We start from the raw sequence: 13,998 nt of genomic DNA, 5'->3' as shown, positions 1-13,998 counted from the left end.
CGCGTGACTGCAAGCTGGTGCCGTTGCCGACCGCCATCACCATAGACAGCCGCGGACCGGTTTGAACGGTTCCAGGGCGGGGTCGCCGATGGATTGCAGCAGGTCGATCTCGATCGTGCGGCACATCGCGCTCATCGATACGTCGTGGACGGTGTTGGCGAAGGGATCGACCAGATCGTCGCCGATGCGCAGGACGGCGAGGAACATCAGGCCTGCCACGGTCGAGCCGAGCGGGGTGGCGAGGCCCAGCGTTTCGACCAGGCCGATCGGCAGGAAGATGCAGAAAAGATGGGTGAATATCGTCGGTAGGTAGCGATATTGCACGGGCAACGGTGTGTTCTTGAGCCGCTCCATCCCGCCCTGGGCATTGGCAATATCGACCAGCACCGCTTCCATCTGTGTCTGCTGGATCGTGTCGATCCAGCCTGCGCGCCGGGCCATGTCGATACGGCGGCCGGTGCTGTCGAGCAGGCCGTTGGCGGCATTGGTCCGCGCGAGCGCGAGCCCCTTGTCCTTTTCCTCCAGAAAGCGCGTAACATCCTCATCGAGAGGTTGCCGCCGCAACTGGCAGCGCAGCGCGTTCACATAGGCGATCTGGCGCTTGACGATCTCCCGCTTCATGTCGCGGCCGTCGGGATCGGGCAGGAAATTGCGGGTCGCGCGCGCAAGGCTGCGCGAGGCGTTGATCATCGCGCCCCACAGCACCCGCCCTTCCCACCAGCGTTGATAGGCCGAGTTCGAGCGAAAGCCGAGGAACAGGGCCAGCGCCGAGCCGAAGATGGTGAGCGGCAGCGAGGGTGCCTTGAAGGGCAGTACATAATAAGTGAGAGTGACGACGCAGTCCCAGACGAACAATATCGTCAGCGGTTTCCAGACTTCGGAGGCCATGCGCCGCATGGAAGGAACGGGATCGACAATCATGGGGGTCTCCGGGAGAATGGACCGCGCCAACGCGAGAGGCGCGTAAAAGCTCCCTCGATACCATAGCGCAATGACTGGAAAGTCGTGCAACCGGCACCCCGACCGAGTGGTTGACCCGGAACGGTAGCCCAAAAGGATGAACCATTGACCGGCACGACACCCACGACAGGCACCGAAACCGGCCGGAAAAGCGCAGCGCTATCGCTGCAATGGCAGATGCTCGCGGGGTTCGGCATCGGCCTGCTATCGGGCCTCGCTGTCTATATGGCCGCACCCGATGCCCCTTGGGTCATGGGCGTCACCACCTATGTCACCGGGCCGATCGGCCAGATTTTCCTGCGGCTGTTGTTCATGCTGGTTATCCCATTGCTGGTATCGGCACTAATCGTCGGGATTGCGGAAATGGGCGAGATTCGGGCGTTGCGGCGCGTCGGGCTTCGCACGCTTGTCTATACCTTCATCGTGTCGGCCATCGCGGTGGCGGTCAGTCTGTTGGTGGTCGACCTGTTGCGGCCAGGCGCGGGCATCGATCCTGTCACTGCGCGCGCGATGCTGAGTGATGCGGAACCGGGAGCGCAGGCTATATTGAGCCGGGGCAGCGACGCACCGCAGGGGATCAATGCCTTCATCGCGATCGTGCCCGACAACATCATCGCGGCCATGGCGGGCAATAACATATTGGCGGTGATGGTCTTTTCGCTCTTCTTCGGCATCGGCCTGGTGCTGGTGCGGACGCCACAGACGCAGATGCTGCTGACCGCGATGGAGGGCGTGCTGGCGGTGACGATGCGGCTGATGGGGCTGGTCATCCGCCTCGCGCCGATCGCCATCGCCTGTTTCATGTTCAATCTGGCGTCGCAATTTGGCTGGGATTTGCTGATCCGGTTGTCGGCCTATGTCGGTGTGGTGCTGCTCGCGCTCGCGATCCAGATGTTTGGCGTCTATTCGCTGCTGATCGCCTTCATCGCCAAACGGTCACCGCTGCGCTTCTTCGCTGACGTGCAGGAGGCGACGGTCATGGCTTTTGCCACCGCCTCCTCCAATGCGACCTTGCCGACGGCGCTCCGCGTGGCGGAGGATAATCTGCGCCTGCCACGCCGCATCGCCCGCTTCGTCCTCACCATCGGCGCGACCGCCAACCAGAATGGCACGGCGATGTTCGAGGGGATCACCGTGATCTTCCTCGCCCAATTTTTCAGCATTGAGCTGAGCATCCCGCAGCAGGTCATGGTGATGATGATGTGCATATTGGGCGGCGTCGGTACGGCGGGTGTGCCCGCCGGATCGCTGCCGGTGGTGGCGATGATCCTGGGGATGGTCGGCATACCGCCCGAAGGCATCGGGCTGGTGCTGGGTGTCGACCGGCTGCTCGACATGTGCCGCACCGCGCTCAACGTCACCGGCGATCTGGTCGCGGCGACGGTGATCGCGGCGGGCGAGGAGGAAACGCCCCCCGTTGCCTCGTAACCTTGCCGAAAGGCGGTGACCGGCGAACGCCTTGACCCTGTTCTGACCACGGGACTGGAACCCGGCCTCCGCCGGGGAACAGCGGAGTCACCGCAGTTTAGCGATGTTCAGTCCGTCTTCCTTGGCGCGGGCCTTGGTCGATTCCTCGGTGCGGGTCAGCGCCTTGGCGATGGCCTTCAGCCCCATGCCCTTCTTGGCCAGCGTGTGCAGCTTCTGGATTTCGTCCTGGGTCCAGGGCTGCCGGTGCCGTTCGAACTTCTCGGCCATCGCGCTTAATCCGCGAAGGGATCGCGCACGAGGATGGTATCCTCGCGCTCTGGGCTGGTGGAGACGAGCGTGACCGGGCAGCCGATCAGCTCTTCGATCCGGCGGATATATTTGATCGCCTGCGCGGGCAATTCGGCCCAGCTGCGCGCGCCCGCTGTGGTGTCGTGCCAGCCTTCGATGCTTTCGTAGATCGGCTGGGCCTTGGCCTGGTCCTGCGCATGGGCGGGCAGATAGTCGAACGTCTGGTCGCCAATCTTGTAGCCGACGCAAATCTGGAGCGTGTCGAACCCGTCCAGCACGTCGAGCTTGGTGAGCGCGATGCCGGTAACGCCGGAGACGGCAACCGACTGGCGCACCAGTACGGCGTCGAACCAGCCGCAGCGGCGCTTGCGCCCGGTGACGGTGCCAAATTCATGGCCGCGTTCGCCCAGCCGCTGGCCGGTAGCGTCCTCCAGTTCGGTCGGAAACGGACCGGAGCCGACGCGGGTGGTGTACGCCTTAACGATGCCCAGCACGAAACCGGCCGCATTGGGGCCAAGGCCCGTTCCGCTCGCCGCCGCGCCCGCCACGGTGTTGGACGAGGTGACGAAGGGATAAGTGCCATGGTCGATGTCGAGCAACGTGCCCTGCGCGCCTTCGAACAGGATGCGCTTGCCCGCCGCCTTGGCGCGGTTGAGCGTCAGCCAAACCGGCTTGACGAAGGGCAGGATGAAGTCGGCGATTTCGGTCAATTCCGCCATCAGCGCGGCGCGGTCGATTGGCGGTTCGCCAAAGCCAGTGCGCAGCGCGTCATGATGCGCGGTCAGGCGATCGAGCTGCGGGCCAAGATCGTCGAGATGCGCGAGGTCGCACACGCGGATGGCGCGACGGCCGACCTTGTCTTCATAGGCAGGGCCAATGCCGCGCCGGGTGGTGCCGATCTTGCCCGCGCCGCTCGCATCTTCACGCAGCCCGTCGAGGTCGCGGTGGAAGGGCAGGATCAGCGGGCAGGTTTCGGCGATCTGGAGATTGTCGGGCGTGATGGTGACGCCCTGCGCCGACAATTTCGCGACTTCATCGCGAAAATGCCAGGGGTCCAGCACCACGCCATTGCCGATGACGCTGAGCGTGCCGCGTACGATACCCGACGGCAGCAGCGAGAGCTTATAGACTTTCTCGCCGACGACGAGCGTGTGGCCCGCATTATGACCGCCCTGGAAACGGGCGACGACATCGGCGCGCTCCGAGAGCCAATCGACAATCTTGCCCTTGCCCTCGTCACCCCATTGGGCGCCGATTACGGTTACATTTGCCATGGATACAGATCTCCGCCCGCCGCGCGGACCGGCCATGCCCTTCGACGGGACTCGGCATGCCGGTAGGATCGATTGGGCGCAAAGCCGCCCTGTTCGCGCGGCGGTTAGCCCTGCCGCGGCCCTCAAGTCAAGTCAGAAGGGGCGAAGCTCCGTGCCGTCGAGCCAGTGGGAGCAGCGCAGCTTCGCGCCATCCTCGTCCCCGACCAGCGCCGCGACGGTGTGCCAGCCCTCGCCGCGCAGTTCGGCGGCGCGGGTCGCATCGGCGCCCAGCGGGAGGAACAGGCGCTTGGGCGTTTCGCCGCCAAAGCCTGCGTCGATCAAGGGATCGGGATAGAGCGAGAAGCCCATGGCCGGTTCGTCCTGCCCATTGGCGTGGCAGATGGCATAGCTGCCGCCCCGGCCAATTTCGCCGATGAAACCTTCTGCAAAGATCGAAAAGCCGAACCAGTTCTGATATTCGAAGCCATGCCGTTCGGTCGGGTCGAGCGTCAGCGTGATATCCCAGCCGATCGGCTTGGCGATGGCGCGTAGGCCCGCGATGCGGCTGTCGATCGCGCCGCCCAGGCTTGCGTTAAAGGCTTCCAAGCGCTCCATCGCGGCGTGGAACGGGCCGGTCGCTTCGATGAGGGGCAGATAGGCGGCGGCCTGCGGGCCAAGCGCGACGAGGGCACCGGCATCCTTGGCGTCGAGTTCGGTACGCACCGCTTCCAGTTCGCCAGCCGCCAGTGGCAGAGGCCCGGCGGCCAGCATGTCGATCAAGTCAGGCAGGGTGAAATCGATGGTGAGGCCGGTGACGCCTGCCGCCTGCAAGGCTTCGATCGCGACATTGACGATTTCGACCGCGGCGGCGACGCTGTCCGTGCCGATCAGTTCAGCGCCAACCTGCAATTTCTCGCGCTCCGGACGCAACTGATTGGCCTTGAGGCGGATGACCGGCCCGGCATAGGACAGGCGCAAGGGGCGCGGCGCGGCGGCGAGGCGCGTGGCGGCGATGCGGCCGACCTGCGCCGTCATGTCCGGGCGGAGCGCCAGACTGCGTTGTGAGACGGGATCGACCGCACGGACCAGATCCTGCGCGCGCATGGATTTGAGGCGCTGGGTGAGCGTGTCCTCAAATTCCGCGAGCGGCGGCATGACTCGCTCATAGCCATGGGTCGCCACCGTATCGAGCACGCGGCGCGCGAGGCGCGCGGAGGCTTCGGCCTGGGGCGGCAGGCGGTCGGATAATCCTTCGGGAAGAAGGCCGGGCGGGATCATGGTCATACCTTAGCTCCCTCCCCCTTGGGGGGGAGGGTTGGGGAGAGGGGGAGTATGCAACGCCTGCGCAATCACGCCCAACACGCTCTCGATATTGTGCATGACATCGGGATTGGCAAAACGGATCACAGTATAGCCCAGCGATTCCAGAAACTCGGTTCGTCGGGCGTCATAGCGATCTTTGGCGGAATGTGTATCCCCATCAACTTCGATGATGAGGCGCGCGGCCTTTGAGGCGAAATCAACGATATAGGGGGCAATAATCGTCTGGCGCGTGAATTGCTGATTTTCGAAGCGGTTGGCACGCAGGGCGAGCCATAGCTTTTGTTCGGCGGGGGTGGGGTTGGCGCGCATATGTTTGGCACGCTGCTTCAGTGTGGGATCCAGCCGCACCGTTGCTCCCCCTCTCCCAACCCTCTCCCCGGAGGGGAGAGGGCTTTTCAGGCTTGCTTACGCAAAGCGCAGCAATTTGACCTGCTTCACGCCGGTCAGGTTGCAGATTTCCCAGCGCAGCGGTTCGGTGACCGTGCCGTCGACCGAGAGCAGCAGCACGGCTTCGCCGCCCTGGTTGCGACGGCCGAGGTGGAAGGTGCCGACATTGACGCCCGCCTCGCCCAGCGTCGACCCCAGACGACCGATGAAGCCGGGCGCGTCCTGATTGACGATATAGAGCATGGTGCCGTCGAGATCGGCCTCCACCTTGATGCCGAACAGTTCGACGAGGCGGGGGCTGGTGGGGCCGAACAGCGTGCCGGCCACCGACTTGTCGCCATTTTCGGTGGTCACGGTGACGCGGATCAGCGTCTGATAGGCACCTTCGCGATCATGGCGCACTTCGCGCACGTCGAGGCCGCGTTCCTTGGCGAGGAAGGGCGCGTTGACCATGTTCACCGTGTCCGAATAGACGCGCATCAGACCAGCGAGAACGGCGGCGGTGATGGGCTTCTGGTTCAATTCGGCGGCATGGCCTTCGACTTCGACGGCAACGCCGGTGATGGCATCGCCTTCAAGCTGGCCGACCAGGCTGCCGAGCTTTTCGGCGATCGCCATATAGGGCTTGAGCTTGGGGGCTTCCTCGGCCGACAGCGACGGCACGTTGAGCGCGTTGGTGATGCCGCCGTCGAGCAGATAGTCGCTCAGCTGGTCGGCGACCTGCAGCGCGACATTGACCTGCGCTTCGTCGGTCGATGCGCCCAGATGCGGGGTGCAGATGAAGTTGGGCGTACCGAACAGCGGCGAGTCCTTGGCCGGTTCGGTTTGGAACACGTCGAGCGCGGCGCCCGCGACCTGGCCCGAATCGAGCGCGTCCTTCAGAGCGGCTTCGTCGATCAACCCGCCGCGCGCGCAGTTGATGATGCGCACCCCCTTCTTGGTCTTGGCCAGATTTTCCCGGCTCAGGATATTGCGGGTCTGGTCGGTCAGCGGCGTGTGCAGCGTGATGAAGTCCGCCTTGGCGAGCAACGTATCGAGATCGGCCTTTTCCACGCCCATTTCGATGGCGCGTTCGGGCGTCAGGAAGGGATCGAACGCGACGACCTTCATCTTGAGGCCGAGCGCACGGCTGGCGACGATCGAGCCGATATTGCCCGCGCCGATCAGGCCCAGCGTCTTGCCTGTAACTTCCACGCCCATGAAGCCGTTTTTGGGCCACAGGCCTTGTTGCGTCTGGGCATTGGCTTCGGGCAATTGGCGGGCGAGCGCGAACATCAGCGCGATGGCATGTTCGGCAGTGGTGATCGAATTGCCGAACGGGGTGTTCATCACGATCACGCCCTTGGCGCTGGCATAGGGGATGTCGACATTGTCGACGCCGATGCCAGCGCGGCCAATGACCTTGAGGTTGGTGGCGGCGTCGAGGATCGCCTTAGTCACCTTGGTAGAACTGCGGATGGCGAGGCCGTCATAGTCGCCGATGATGGCGATCAGTTCTTCGGGCGTCTTGCCGGTGATTTCATCGACTTCCACGCCGCGTTCACGGAAGATTGCGGCGGCGCGGGGGTCCATCTTGTCGGAAATAAGGACTTTGGGCATGGATTTGATCCTTTTGGAAAAATCACGTCCGTCATCCCCGCGAAGGCGGGGATCCATCTCCCGACGTTGCACCTGTCGACAGGGTGGGAGATGGGTTCCCGCCTTCGCGGGAATGACAGTAAAAATAGAAGTTAAGCGGCAGCCTTCACGGTCGCGTAGGCCCAGTCGAGCCACGGACCCAGCGCTTCGATATCGGCCGTTTCCACGGTCGCGCCGCACCAGATGCGAAGGCCCGCCGGGGCATCGCGATAGCCCGCAATGTCAAAGGCTGCGCCTTCCTTTTCGAGGAGGGCGGCGAAGGCCTTGATGAAGGCTTCGTCGGCACCCGCGACGGTCAGGCAGACGCTGGTTTTCGAGCGCGTCGCTTCGTCGAGCGCAAGATGGCCGAGCCAGTCGCGGTCTGCCACGATCTTGCCGAGCGCAGCGGCGTTGGCGTCCGAGCGGGCGATGAGGCCCTGCAGCCCGCCCAGCGACTTGCCCCATTCCAGCGCGAAGATCGCATCTTCGACCGCCAGCATGGAGGGGGTGTTGATCGTCTCGCCTTTGAAAATGCCTTCGGCGAGCTTGCCCTTGGCCATCAGGCGGAACACCTTGGGCAGCGGCCAGGCAGGCGTATGCGTTTCGAGCCGTTCGACCGCGCGGGGGCCGAGGATCAGCACACCATGGCCGCCCTCGCCGCCCAGCACCTTCTGCCAGGAGAAGGTGGCGACGTCGATCTTGGTCCAGTCGACCTCATAGGCGAACACCGCGCTCGTCGCGTCGGCGAAGGTCAGGCCTTCGCGGTCGGCGGGAATCCAGTCGGCATTGGGCACGCGCACGCCGGACGTGGTGCCGTTCCAGGTAAACAGGACGTCGGTGCTGAAATCGACGGCATCCAGATCGGGCAGTTGCCCATAGTCGGCGCGGATGATGGTGGGGTCGAGCTTCAACTGTTTCGCCGCGTCCGTCACCCAGCCCTCGCCGAAGCTTTCCCAGGCAAGCGTGGTGACGGGGCGTGCGCCGAGCATCGTCCACATCGCCATTTCGAACGCGCCGGTGTCGGAGCCGGGTACGATGCCGATGCGGTGGGTGTCGGGCAGGCCGAGCAATTCGCGCATCAGGTCGATGCAATAGGCCAAGCGGGTCTTGCCGATCTTGGCGCGGTGCGAGCGGCCGAGCGAGTCGGTTGCCAGCTTGTCGGCGCTCCAGCCGGGTGGCTTGGCGCAGGGACCGGAAGAAAAGAAGGGGCGGGCCGGACGGGTGGCGGGCTTTTCAGCGCGCGCAATGGTGGCGTCAACGGCAGTCAAATCAGTCATGTAGCGTCTCCTTACAGAGAGCAGCGCGGCGTTGGGACCGCGTGGCCCGTCGATCGCCCTAGAGATTTCGGCGGGCCTGTCAAGGATGTTGCGGAAACGGGACGAGCTGATCGCGGCGTTAACTATCGTAAAGATTCGGGCTGCTACAGTGACGACTCATGGAAAAGCAGGCGAGCGATATGACCCTATTGCGCGGCGCGGCCCTGGCCGTGACCATGGCGATGATGCTGAGTGCGTGCGGCGGCGATCTGGTGCCGCGCGGGCGAGTCGAACGCGCGTCGAAACCCGTGCGCGCCGCCGTGGTGCCGACCATGGAAGCGCGCCAATGTTTTGCGAAGCTGCAATCGCAGGATGTCGCCTTCACCCCCCTGCCCGACCGCACCTTCGGCGGCGGATGCAGCGCGTTGAACAGCGTCAAGCTGCTCGACATCGGCGTGCCCGCCACCAATTTGGGCGCGATGACCTGTAACCTGGCGGCCAATTTCGCCGCCTGGGCGCGCTATGGCGTGCAACCGGCCGCGCGCAGCATATTGGGGGCGGAGATCGTGCGGATCGAGACGTTCGGTACCTATAACTGCCGTCCGATCGCGGGCAGCGGCAAATTGTCCGAACATGCCCATAGCAATGCGATCGACATCGCCGCCTTCGTGCTGGCCGATGGCCGCAAGATTTCGGTGCAGCAGGGCTGGCAGGGCGACCGGGATACGCGGCAGTTCCTCAAAACCGTGCACGCCAGCGCGTGCAAACGGTTCAACACGGTGCTGAGCCCCGATTATAATGCGGCGCATCACGACCATTTTCATTTCGACATGGGCGGACGCGGCGGCTTTTGCCGCTAAGCGTCAGAAAACAAATATGGCGGCTTTTGCCGCTGAGCGTAAAAACGGCATGTGGCGGCTTCTGTCGGTAATCCGACTTGGCAATGTCATCTCCACTCCTTAAATCGTGGGGATGACTAAGAAAGAGATTGAAGAACGTAAATTCCGCCCGGCCCGCGAAGAGGCCGACGATGCGGCCAAGCAGGCCGGCACCCCCCAGACCCAAAGCGCGGCCTATCGCCTTGCCTTTCAGGATACCGAATTCCTGTTGCGCGAAGATTTGCGCCCGGTGCGGTTCCAGCTGGAATTGTTGAAGCCGCAATTGCTGATGGACGAGGCGCGGATCGAGTCGACCTTCGTCTTCTACGGATCGGCGCGGATTCCCGAACCCGACCAGGCGCAGGCGCGGATCGACGCGGCCACCACGCCGCAGCAGCGGAAAATCGCGGAAAATCTGGCGGCCAAGGCGCGCTATTATGAGGAAGCCCGTGCGCTGGCGCGGATCGCGGCGCAATATCCGGTGAACGAAGCAGGATGCCGCCATTTCGTGGTGTGTTCGGGCGGTGGCCCCTCGATCATGGAAGCGGCCAATCGCGGCGCGCAAGATGTCGGCCAGACGACGATCGGCATGAATATCGTCCTGCCGCACGAACAGGCCCCCAACCGGTTCGTCACCCCGGAGCTGAGTTTCCAGTTCCACTATTTCGCGCTGCGTAAGATGCATTTCCTGCTCCGCGCCCGCGCGCTTGCCGTCTTCCCCGGTGGTTTTGGCACGTTCGACGAGATGTTCGAGCTGCTCACGCTGATCCAGACCGGCAAGATGAAGCCCATCCCCATCCTGCTGTTCGGCAAGGATTTCTGGAACCGGGTCGTGGATTTCGAGGCGCTGGCCGATGAAGGCGTGATTTCGCATGCCGACCTTGACCTGCTGACATGGGTCGAGACGGCGGAAGATGCCTGGCAGGCCGTGCAGGCTTTTTATCATGACGGCGAGCCGCTGGGATGTTGACGTCTCACGTCATCTAGCGGCCGGTACGTCGATCTGAGATGAGAGGTGGGGAGATGGGTCCCCGCCTTCGCGGGGATGACGACGAAGAGGGGGGTGTGATACGGCTCGCCCCCTTGCCCTTCCCTGCGCACGAGATTAGGGCGCGGCCATGCTTGGCGCACTGGACCATGTCGACACCTGGATCTTCGATCTGGATAATACGCTTTATCCGGCGAAGACGGACCTGTTCGCGCTGATCGACGTGAAGATGGGCGAGTTCATCCAAGGCTTACTGGGATGCGATCCCGTCGTCGCCCGCGAAACGCAGAAGCGCTATTTCATGGAGCATGGCACGACGCTGTCGGGGCTGATGCACCATCATGGCATCGCGCCGCATGATTTCCTCGACTATGTCCATGATATTTCGATGGATCGACTGGAGGTCGATGCCGACCTTAACGCGCATATCGCAGCATTACCGGGCCGTCGGCTGATCTTCACCAATGGCGACGCGACCTATGCGGGGCGAGTGCTGGACAAGCTCGGCCTGGGCGACGCATTCGAGCTGATCCACGACATTCACGCCTGCCAATATGTGCCCAAGCCCGATCCGTCGGGTTACGCCGAATTGTGCCGGGTCCATGCCATCGATCCGAACCGCGCCGCCTTTTTCGAGGATATGGCCCGCAATCTGGCGCCCGCCAAGGCGATCGGCATGGCGACCATCTGGGTCAATAATGGATCGGAAGCGGGCAATCACGATCATCATCCCGATTTCATCGATTTCGAAACCGACCATCTGAGGCCTTTTCTGGCCAGCATCCTTGGGGAAACCGCATGACCGACCTTATCGCCACGATCGACGCCGCCTGGGAAGACCGGGCCAATGTCAGCCTTTCGACGCAGGGCGCGATCCGCGATGCCGTAAATGAAGCGCTGGCGTTGCTCGACAGCGGCAAGGGCCGCGTCGCCGAACCGACGGCGGACGGCTGGCAGGTCAATCAGTGGCTCAAGAAAGCCGTGCTGCTGTCGTTCCGGCTGAACGACAATGTGCTGATCGAAAACGGCCCTGGTGGCGGTTTCTGGTGGGACAAGGTGCCCAGCAAGTTCGCCGGATGGGGCGAGGCGGAATTTCGCGCCGCCGGTTTCCGCGCGGTGCCGGGCGCGTTCGCGCGGGCGGGCGCGCATATCGCCAAGAATGCGATCCTGATGCCCAGCTTCGTCAATATCGGCGCGTTCGTCGATGAAGGCACGATGGTCGACGCCTGGGTGACGGTGGGCAGTTGCGCCCAGATCGGCAAGAATGTCCATCTGTCGGGCGGCGTCGGCATAGGCGGCGTGCTGGAACCACTGCAGGCCGATCCGGTCATCATCGAAGACGACTGCTTCATCGGCGCGCGGTCCGAAGTGGTCGAGGGCGTGCGCATCGGCAAGGGGTCGGTCCTGTCGATGGGCGTGTTCATCGGCCAGTCGACCAAGATCATCGACCGCACCACCGGCGAAATCTTCATGGGCGAAGTCCCACCCTATTCGGTGATCGTGCCCGGCAGCCTGCCCGGCAAGCCCCTGCCCGACGGCACGCCCGGCCCCAGCCTCTATTGCGCGGTGATCGTCAAGCGGGTGGACGCACAGACTCGGTCCAAGACCGGTATCAACGAATTGCTACGCGACTGATGTATAGCCGGTCGGTGCCCTTTGCGGTGCCGACCAGTCGCCGGATGCCGCTTAGTAGCCCGCCTCGATCGCCAAGCGGATCGCTTCGGCCCCGGTCCGCACGCCGAGCGCCTTGAGCATGGCGGCGCGGTGCATCTTCACCGTGCGTTCGGTCAGGCCCATGTCCCAGGCGATCTGTTTGTTGAGCTTGCCCGCCGTCATCGCCACCAGCACATTGCGCTGGCGCGCGGTGAGCGCGTCGATCCGCAGCCGCGCTTCGGCGGATCGCTGGGTCGCCTGTCCGTCCGGCTCGCCCACCGCCATCTGCGATCCCAGGAAATATTCGACCTCGCCCGTGTCACCGAAGATCGGCGCGACCATCACGGCGTTTCGGAACGGCGTGCCGTCCTTGCGATAATTCCACAATTCCACGATCGCCGGGCGTCTTTCGCGAACGGCCTGACGCAGTTCATCGGTTCGCTCCGCTTCGGTCGCTGCGCCTTTGAGGAAGCGGCAATTATGCCCGATAATCTCGTCGCGGCCATAGCCGGTGAGCGCCATGAAGGCGTCATTGCAATCGACGATCGGATTGTCGGGCAGGCGCGGATCGCTGATGACGGCGGGGATCGCGCTGTTGGCGATCATATCGGAAAGAGGCATGGACAAACGCACTCACATGGGGGGAGCGGGCAACAGAGACGAAACCGCACCCTTTGGTCCATATTGCCCCATATTTAGTGCTTCCTGCAAGGGTATGGCCACAGCAAGGCGACAATTTCCCGATGCCTGCCCTTGAGCTTCACCGCTGTCGATTGCATCCGCCGCCGCCCGGTCTTGCATCAGATTATTTCCTTTCCCGTTTTTTCTCTGTCCTACATATAACCATATGGGATAAATGATTCGCCTCTTCAAGAGTTGGGAGGCGGATATGGACGTTGCGGAACTGATCGACGAAGTCATTGCGCGGGAGGGTGGCTATAGCAACCATCAGGCCGATCGCGGCGGGCCGACCCATTGGGGGATTACCCAGGCCGTAGCGCGGGCGAATGGCTATGTCGGCCCGATGCAGGCGCTACCCCGCGCGCAGGCGGTGGCGATCTATCGACGGCTCTATTGGGACCAGCCCGGCTATGGCTTCGTTGCCGAACTGGCGCCCGGCATTGCCGCAGAACTGTTCGATACCGCCGTCAATATGGGCGTTGCGACCGCGACCGGCTTTTTGCAGCGGGCGCTCAACGCGCTCAATCGCAACCAGAAGGATTATCCCGATCTCAAGCTCGACCGGGTTATCGGCGCGCGGACGCTGGCCGCGCTGCGGGCCTTTCGGGCGTTGCGCGGTCCGGCGGGCGAACGCGTGCTGCTCAAGGCGATCGAGGCGATGCAGGGCGAACGCTATATCGCGCTCGCCGAAAGCCGCCCCGCCAATGAGGCTTTCCTCTATGGCTGGTTGGCCAACCGGATCGGTTAGGGAGGGACACATGACGCAGGCAAATTCCGCAACGCCCGCCGCCGACCCCTGGACGCGGCGGGCGCGACCGACCTTCCTCTATGTCATCTATGCCCTGCTGCTCTGGTCGGTGCCGATGGGCCTGATCGCAGGCTGGCGACCGGCGGTGGCAGGCGCGATCATCAACGGTATGCGCGCCTATTTCAACGCCCTGCCCGAACCGCTCTATGCGCTCTTTGGCACCGGCTATCTGGGCTATACGGCGGCGCGCGCCTGGGGCAAGGCGAAGGGCGCGGACCGATAGACATGAGAGGGGCCGCCGAACCCAAAGGTTCGACGGCCCATCATTGACATGGTCAGCGGCCGAAAGTGCCGCCCAGGGGAAATGATTGTCGCGCTATCCTGCCTGCACGGGGATGGCCTGTCTGTTGGCGCTTGAAATCCCGTTTACAGGGAGGATCGACGGCACAGCGTCGCTCAGCGGCGCATTTCCCGAATGGACTTGACCGACCCCATTGCTGAACCATGAGACATCGGATCACCTCCTTTCGCTATGTTG

15 protein-coding genes are annotated in these 13,998 nt (G+C 63.5%); 7 read left to right on the top strand and 8 right to left on the bottom strand.

Annotated features, from left to right (window positions below; all coding sequences use genetic code 11):
• Nucleotides 1–36: 36 nt before the first annotated feature.
• Complete coding sequence (locus tag BSY17_RS12785; RefSeq protein ID WP_069065786.1) at nucleotides 37–921, bottom strand: bestrophin family protein; 885 nt, start codon at nucleotides 919–921, stop codon at nucleotides 37–39.
• A 216-nt stretch (nucleotides 922–1,137) separates the two neighbouring features.
• Between BSY17_RS12785 and BSY17_RS12780 the strand changes: the two genes are divergently transcribed.
• On the top strand, nucleotides 1,138–2,388 hold the full coding sequence (locus tag BSY17_RS12780) for a dicarboxylate/amino acid:cation symporter (RefSeq protein ID WP_069066958.1): 1,251 nt from the start codon (nucleotides 1,138–1,140) through the stop codon (nucleotides 2,386–2,388).
• 87 nt (nucleotides 2,389–2,475) lie between these two features.
• Here BSY17_RS12780 and BSY17_RS12775 read toward each other — a convergent pair whose 3' ends face one another.
• The 6 genes from BSY17_RS12775 to BSY17_RS12750 form a co-directional block, all read right to left on the bottom strand.
• Nucleotides 2,476–2,655 (bottom strand): hypothetical protein, encoded by a 180-nt coding sequence (locus tag BSY17_RS12775; protein WP_037474787.1) that lies wholly within the window; start codon nucleotides 2,653–2,655, stop codon nucleotides 2,476–2,478.
• Between the two features lie 5 nt (nucleotides 2,656–2,660).
• Nucleotides 2,661–3,950: an adenylosuccinate synthase gene (locus tag BSY17_RS12770; RefSeq protein WP_069065785.1), complete on the bottom strand. Its 1,290-nt coding sequence runs from the start codon at nucleotides 3,948–3,950 to the stop codon at nucleotides 2,661–2,663.
• Between the two features lie 132 nt (nucleotides 3,951–4,082).
• Nucleotides 4,083–5,213 (bottom strand): ATP phosphoribosyltransferase regulatory subunit, encoded by a 1,131-nt coding sequence (locus tag BSY17_RS12765; RefSeq protein WP_069065784.1) that lies wholly within the window; start codon nucleotides 5,211–5,213, stop codon nucleotides 4,083–4,085.
• A 3-nt stretch (nucleotides 5,214–5,216) separates the two neighbouring features.
• On the bottom strand, nucleotides 5,217–5,600 hold the full coding sequence (locus tag BSY17_RS12760) for an endonuclease domain-containing protein (protein WP_255245582.1): 384 nt from the start codon (nucleotides 5,598–5,600) through the stop codon (nucleotides 5,217–5,219).
• A gap of 57 nt (nucleotides 5,601–5,657) precedes the next feature.
• Complete coding sequence (gene serA / locus BSY17_RS12755) at nucleotides 5,658–7,238, bottom strand: phosphoglycerate dehydrogenase (protein WP_069065783.1); 1,581 nt, start codon at nucleotides 7,236–7,238, stop codon at nucleotides 5,658–5,660.
• A gap of 131 nt (nucleotides 7,239–7,369) precedes the next feature.
• Nucleotides 7,370–8,533, bottom strand: a complete 1,164-nt coding sequence (locus BSY17_RS12750) for a phosphoserine transaminase (protein WP_069065782.1) — start codon at nucleotides 8,531–8,533, stop codon at nucleotides 7,370–7,372.
• Between the two features lie 179 nt (nucleotides 8,534–8,712).
• Between BSY17_RS12750 and BSY17_RS12745 the strand changes: the two genes are divergently transcribed.
• The 4 genes from BSY17_RS12745 to dapD all read left to right on the top strand — a co-directional run bounded on the left by BSY17_RS12745 (nucleotide 8,713) and on the right by dapD (nucleotide 12,013).
• The gene (locus BSY17_RS12745; RefSeq protein WP_409593128.1) at nucleotides 8,713–9,372 is read left to right on the top strand and encodes an extensin family protein; all 660 of its coding nucleotides are present in this window, start codon (nucleotides 8,713–8,715) and stop codon (nucleotides 9,370–9,372) included.
• 112 nt (nucleotides 9,373–9,484) lie between these two features.
• The gene (locus tag BSY17_RS12740) at nucleotides 9,485–10,360 is read left to right on the top strand and encodes a TIGR00730 family Rossman fold protein (protein ID WP_069065780.1); all 876 of its coding nucleotides are present in this window, start codon (nucleotides 9,485–9,487) and stop codon (nucleotides 10,358–10,360) included.
• Between the two features lie 148 nt (nucleotides 10,361–10,508).
• The gene (locus tag BSY17_RS12735) at nucleotides 10,509–11,180 is read left to right on the top strand and encodes a pyrimidine 5'-nucleotidase (RefSeq protein WP_069065779.1); all 672 of its coding nucleotides are present in this window, start codon (nucleotides 10,509–10,511) and stop codon (nucleotides 11,178–11,180) included.
• Nucleotides 11,177–12,013, top strand: coding sequence for a 2,3,4,5-tetrahydropyridine-2,6-dicarboxylate N-succinyltransferase (gene dapD, locus BSY17_RS12730; protein WP_069065778.1), 837 nt, complete (start codon nucleotides 11,177–11,179; stop codon nucleotides 12,011–12,013). The genes BSY17_RS12735 and dapD overlap by 4 nt, the downstream gene beginning before the upstream one ends.
• Before the next feature lie 51 nt (nucleotides 12,014–12,064).
• Here the strand turns inward: dapD and BSY17_RS12725 are convergent, their stop codons facing one another.
• Nucleotides 12,065–12,652: a PAS domain-containing protein gene (locus tag BSY17_RS12725; protein WP_069065777.1), complete on the bottom strand. Its 588-nt coding sequence runs from the start codon at nucleotides 12,650–12,652 to the stop codon at nucleotides 12,065–12,067.
• A 268-nt stretch (nucleotides 12,653–12,920) separates the two neighbouring features.
• On the opposite strand from BSY17_RS12725, the gene BSY17_RS12720 reads away from it, so the two are divergent.
• Nucleotides 12,921–13,460 carry a glycoside hydrolase family 108 protein gene (locus BSY17_RS12720; RefSeq protein WP_069066956.1) on the top strand — a complete coding sequence of 180 codons (540 nt, stop codon included), beginning with the start codon at nucleotides 12,921–12,923 and terminating at the stop codon, nucleotides 13,458–13,460.
• Nucleotides 13,461–13,470: 10 nt separating this feature from the next.
• Complete coding sequence (locus BSY17_RS12715) at nucleotides 13,471–13,743, top strand: 3TM-type holin (RefSeq protein ID WP_069065776.1); 273 nt, start codon at nucleotides 13,471–13,473, stop codon at nucleotides 13,741–13,743.
• Nucleotides 13,744–13,998: the final 255 nt, after the last annotated feature.

The organism is Sphingobium sp. RAC03 (genome assembly GCF_001713415.1).
Classification (GTDB): domain Bacteria; phylum Pseudomonadota; class Alphaproteobacteria; order Sphingomonadales; family Sphingomonadaceae; genus Sphingobium.
Note: the sequence above shows the minus strand (reverse complement) of the source record. Positions and strands in the feature narration are given on the sequence as shown.

Coding starts and splice junctions, on each gene's coding strand:
- BSY17_RS12720 (WP_069066956.1), top strand. CDS start 12,921: ATGGACGTTGCGGAACTGATCGACGAAGTCATTGCGCGGGAGGGTGGC.
- dapD (WP_069065778.1), top strand. CDS start 11,177: ATGACCGACCTTATCGCCACGATCGACGCCGCCTGGGAAGACCGGGCC.
- BSY17_RS12785 (WP_069065786.1), bottom strand. CDS start 921: ATGATTGTCGATCCCGTTCCTTCCATGCGGCGCATGGCCTCCGAAGTC.
- BSY17_RS12735 (WP_069065779.1), top strand. CDS start 10,509: ATGCTTGGCGCACTGGACCATGTCGACACCTGGATCTTCGATCTGGAT.
- BSY17_RS12765 (WP_069065784.1), bottom strand. CDS start 5,213: ATGACCATGATCCCGCCCGGCCTTCTTCCCGAAGGATTATCCGACCGC.
- BSY17_RS12770 (WP_069065785.1), bottom strand. CDS start 3,950: ATGGCAAATGTAACCGTAATCGGCGCCCAATGGGGTGACGAGGGCAAG.
- BSY17_RS12780 (WP_069066958.1), top strand. CDS start 1,138: ATGCTCGCGGGGTTCGGCATCGGCCTGCTATCGGGCCTCGCTGTCTAT.
- BSY17_RS12775 (WP_037474787.1), bottom strand. CDS start 2,655: ATGGCCGAGAAGTTCGAACGGCACCGGCAGCCCTGGACCCAGGACGAA.
- BSY17_RS12745 (WP_409593128.1), top strand. CDS start 8,713: ATGACCCTATTGCGCGGCGCGGCCCTGGCCGTGACCATGGCGATGATG.
- BSY17_RS12750 (WP_069065782.1), bottom strand. CDS start 8,533: ATGACTGATTTGACTGCCGTTGACGCCACCATTGCGCGCGCTGAAAAG.
- BSY17_RS12725 (WP_069065777.1), bottom strand. CDS start 12,652: ATGCCTCTTTCCGATATGATCGCCAACAGCGCGATCCCCGCCGTCATC.
- BSY17_RS12740 (WP_069065780.1), top strand. CDS start 9,485: ATGACTAAGAAAGAGATTGAAGAACGTAAATTCCGCCCGGCCCGCGAA.
- BSY17_RS12715 (WP_069065776.1), top strand. CDS start 13,471: ATGACGCAGGCAAATTCCGCAACGCCCGCCGCCGACCCCTGGACGCGG.
- serA (WP_069065783.1), bottom strand. CDS start 7,238: ATGCCCAAAGTCCTTATTTCCGACAAGATGGACCCCCGCGCCGCCGCA.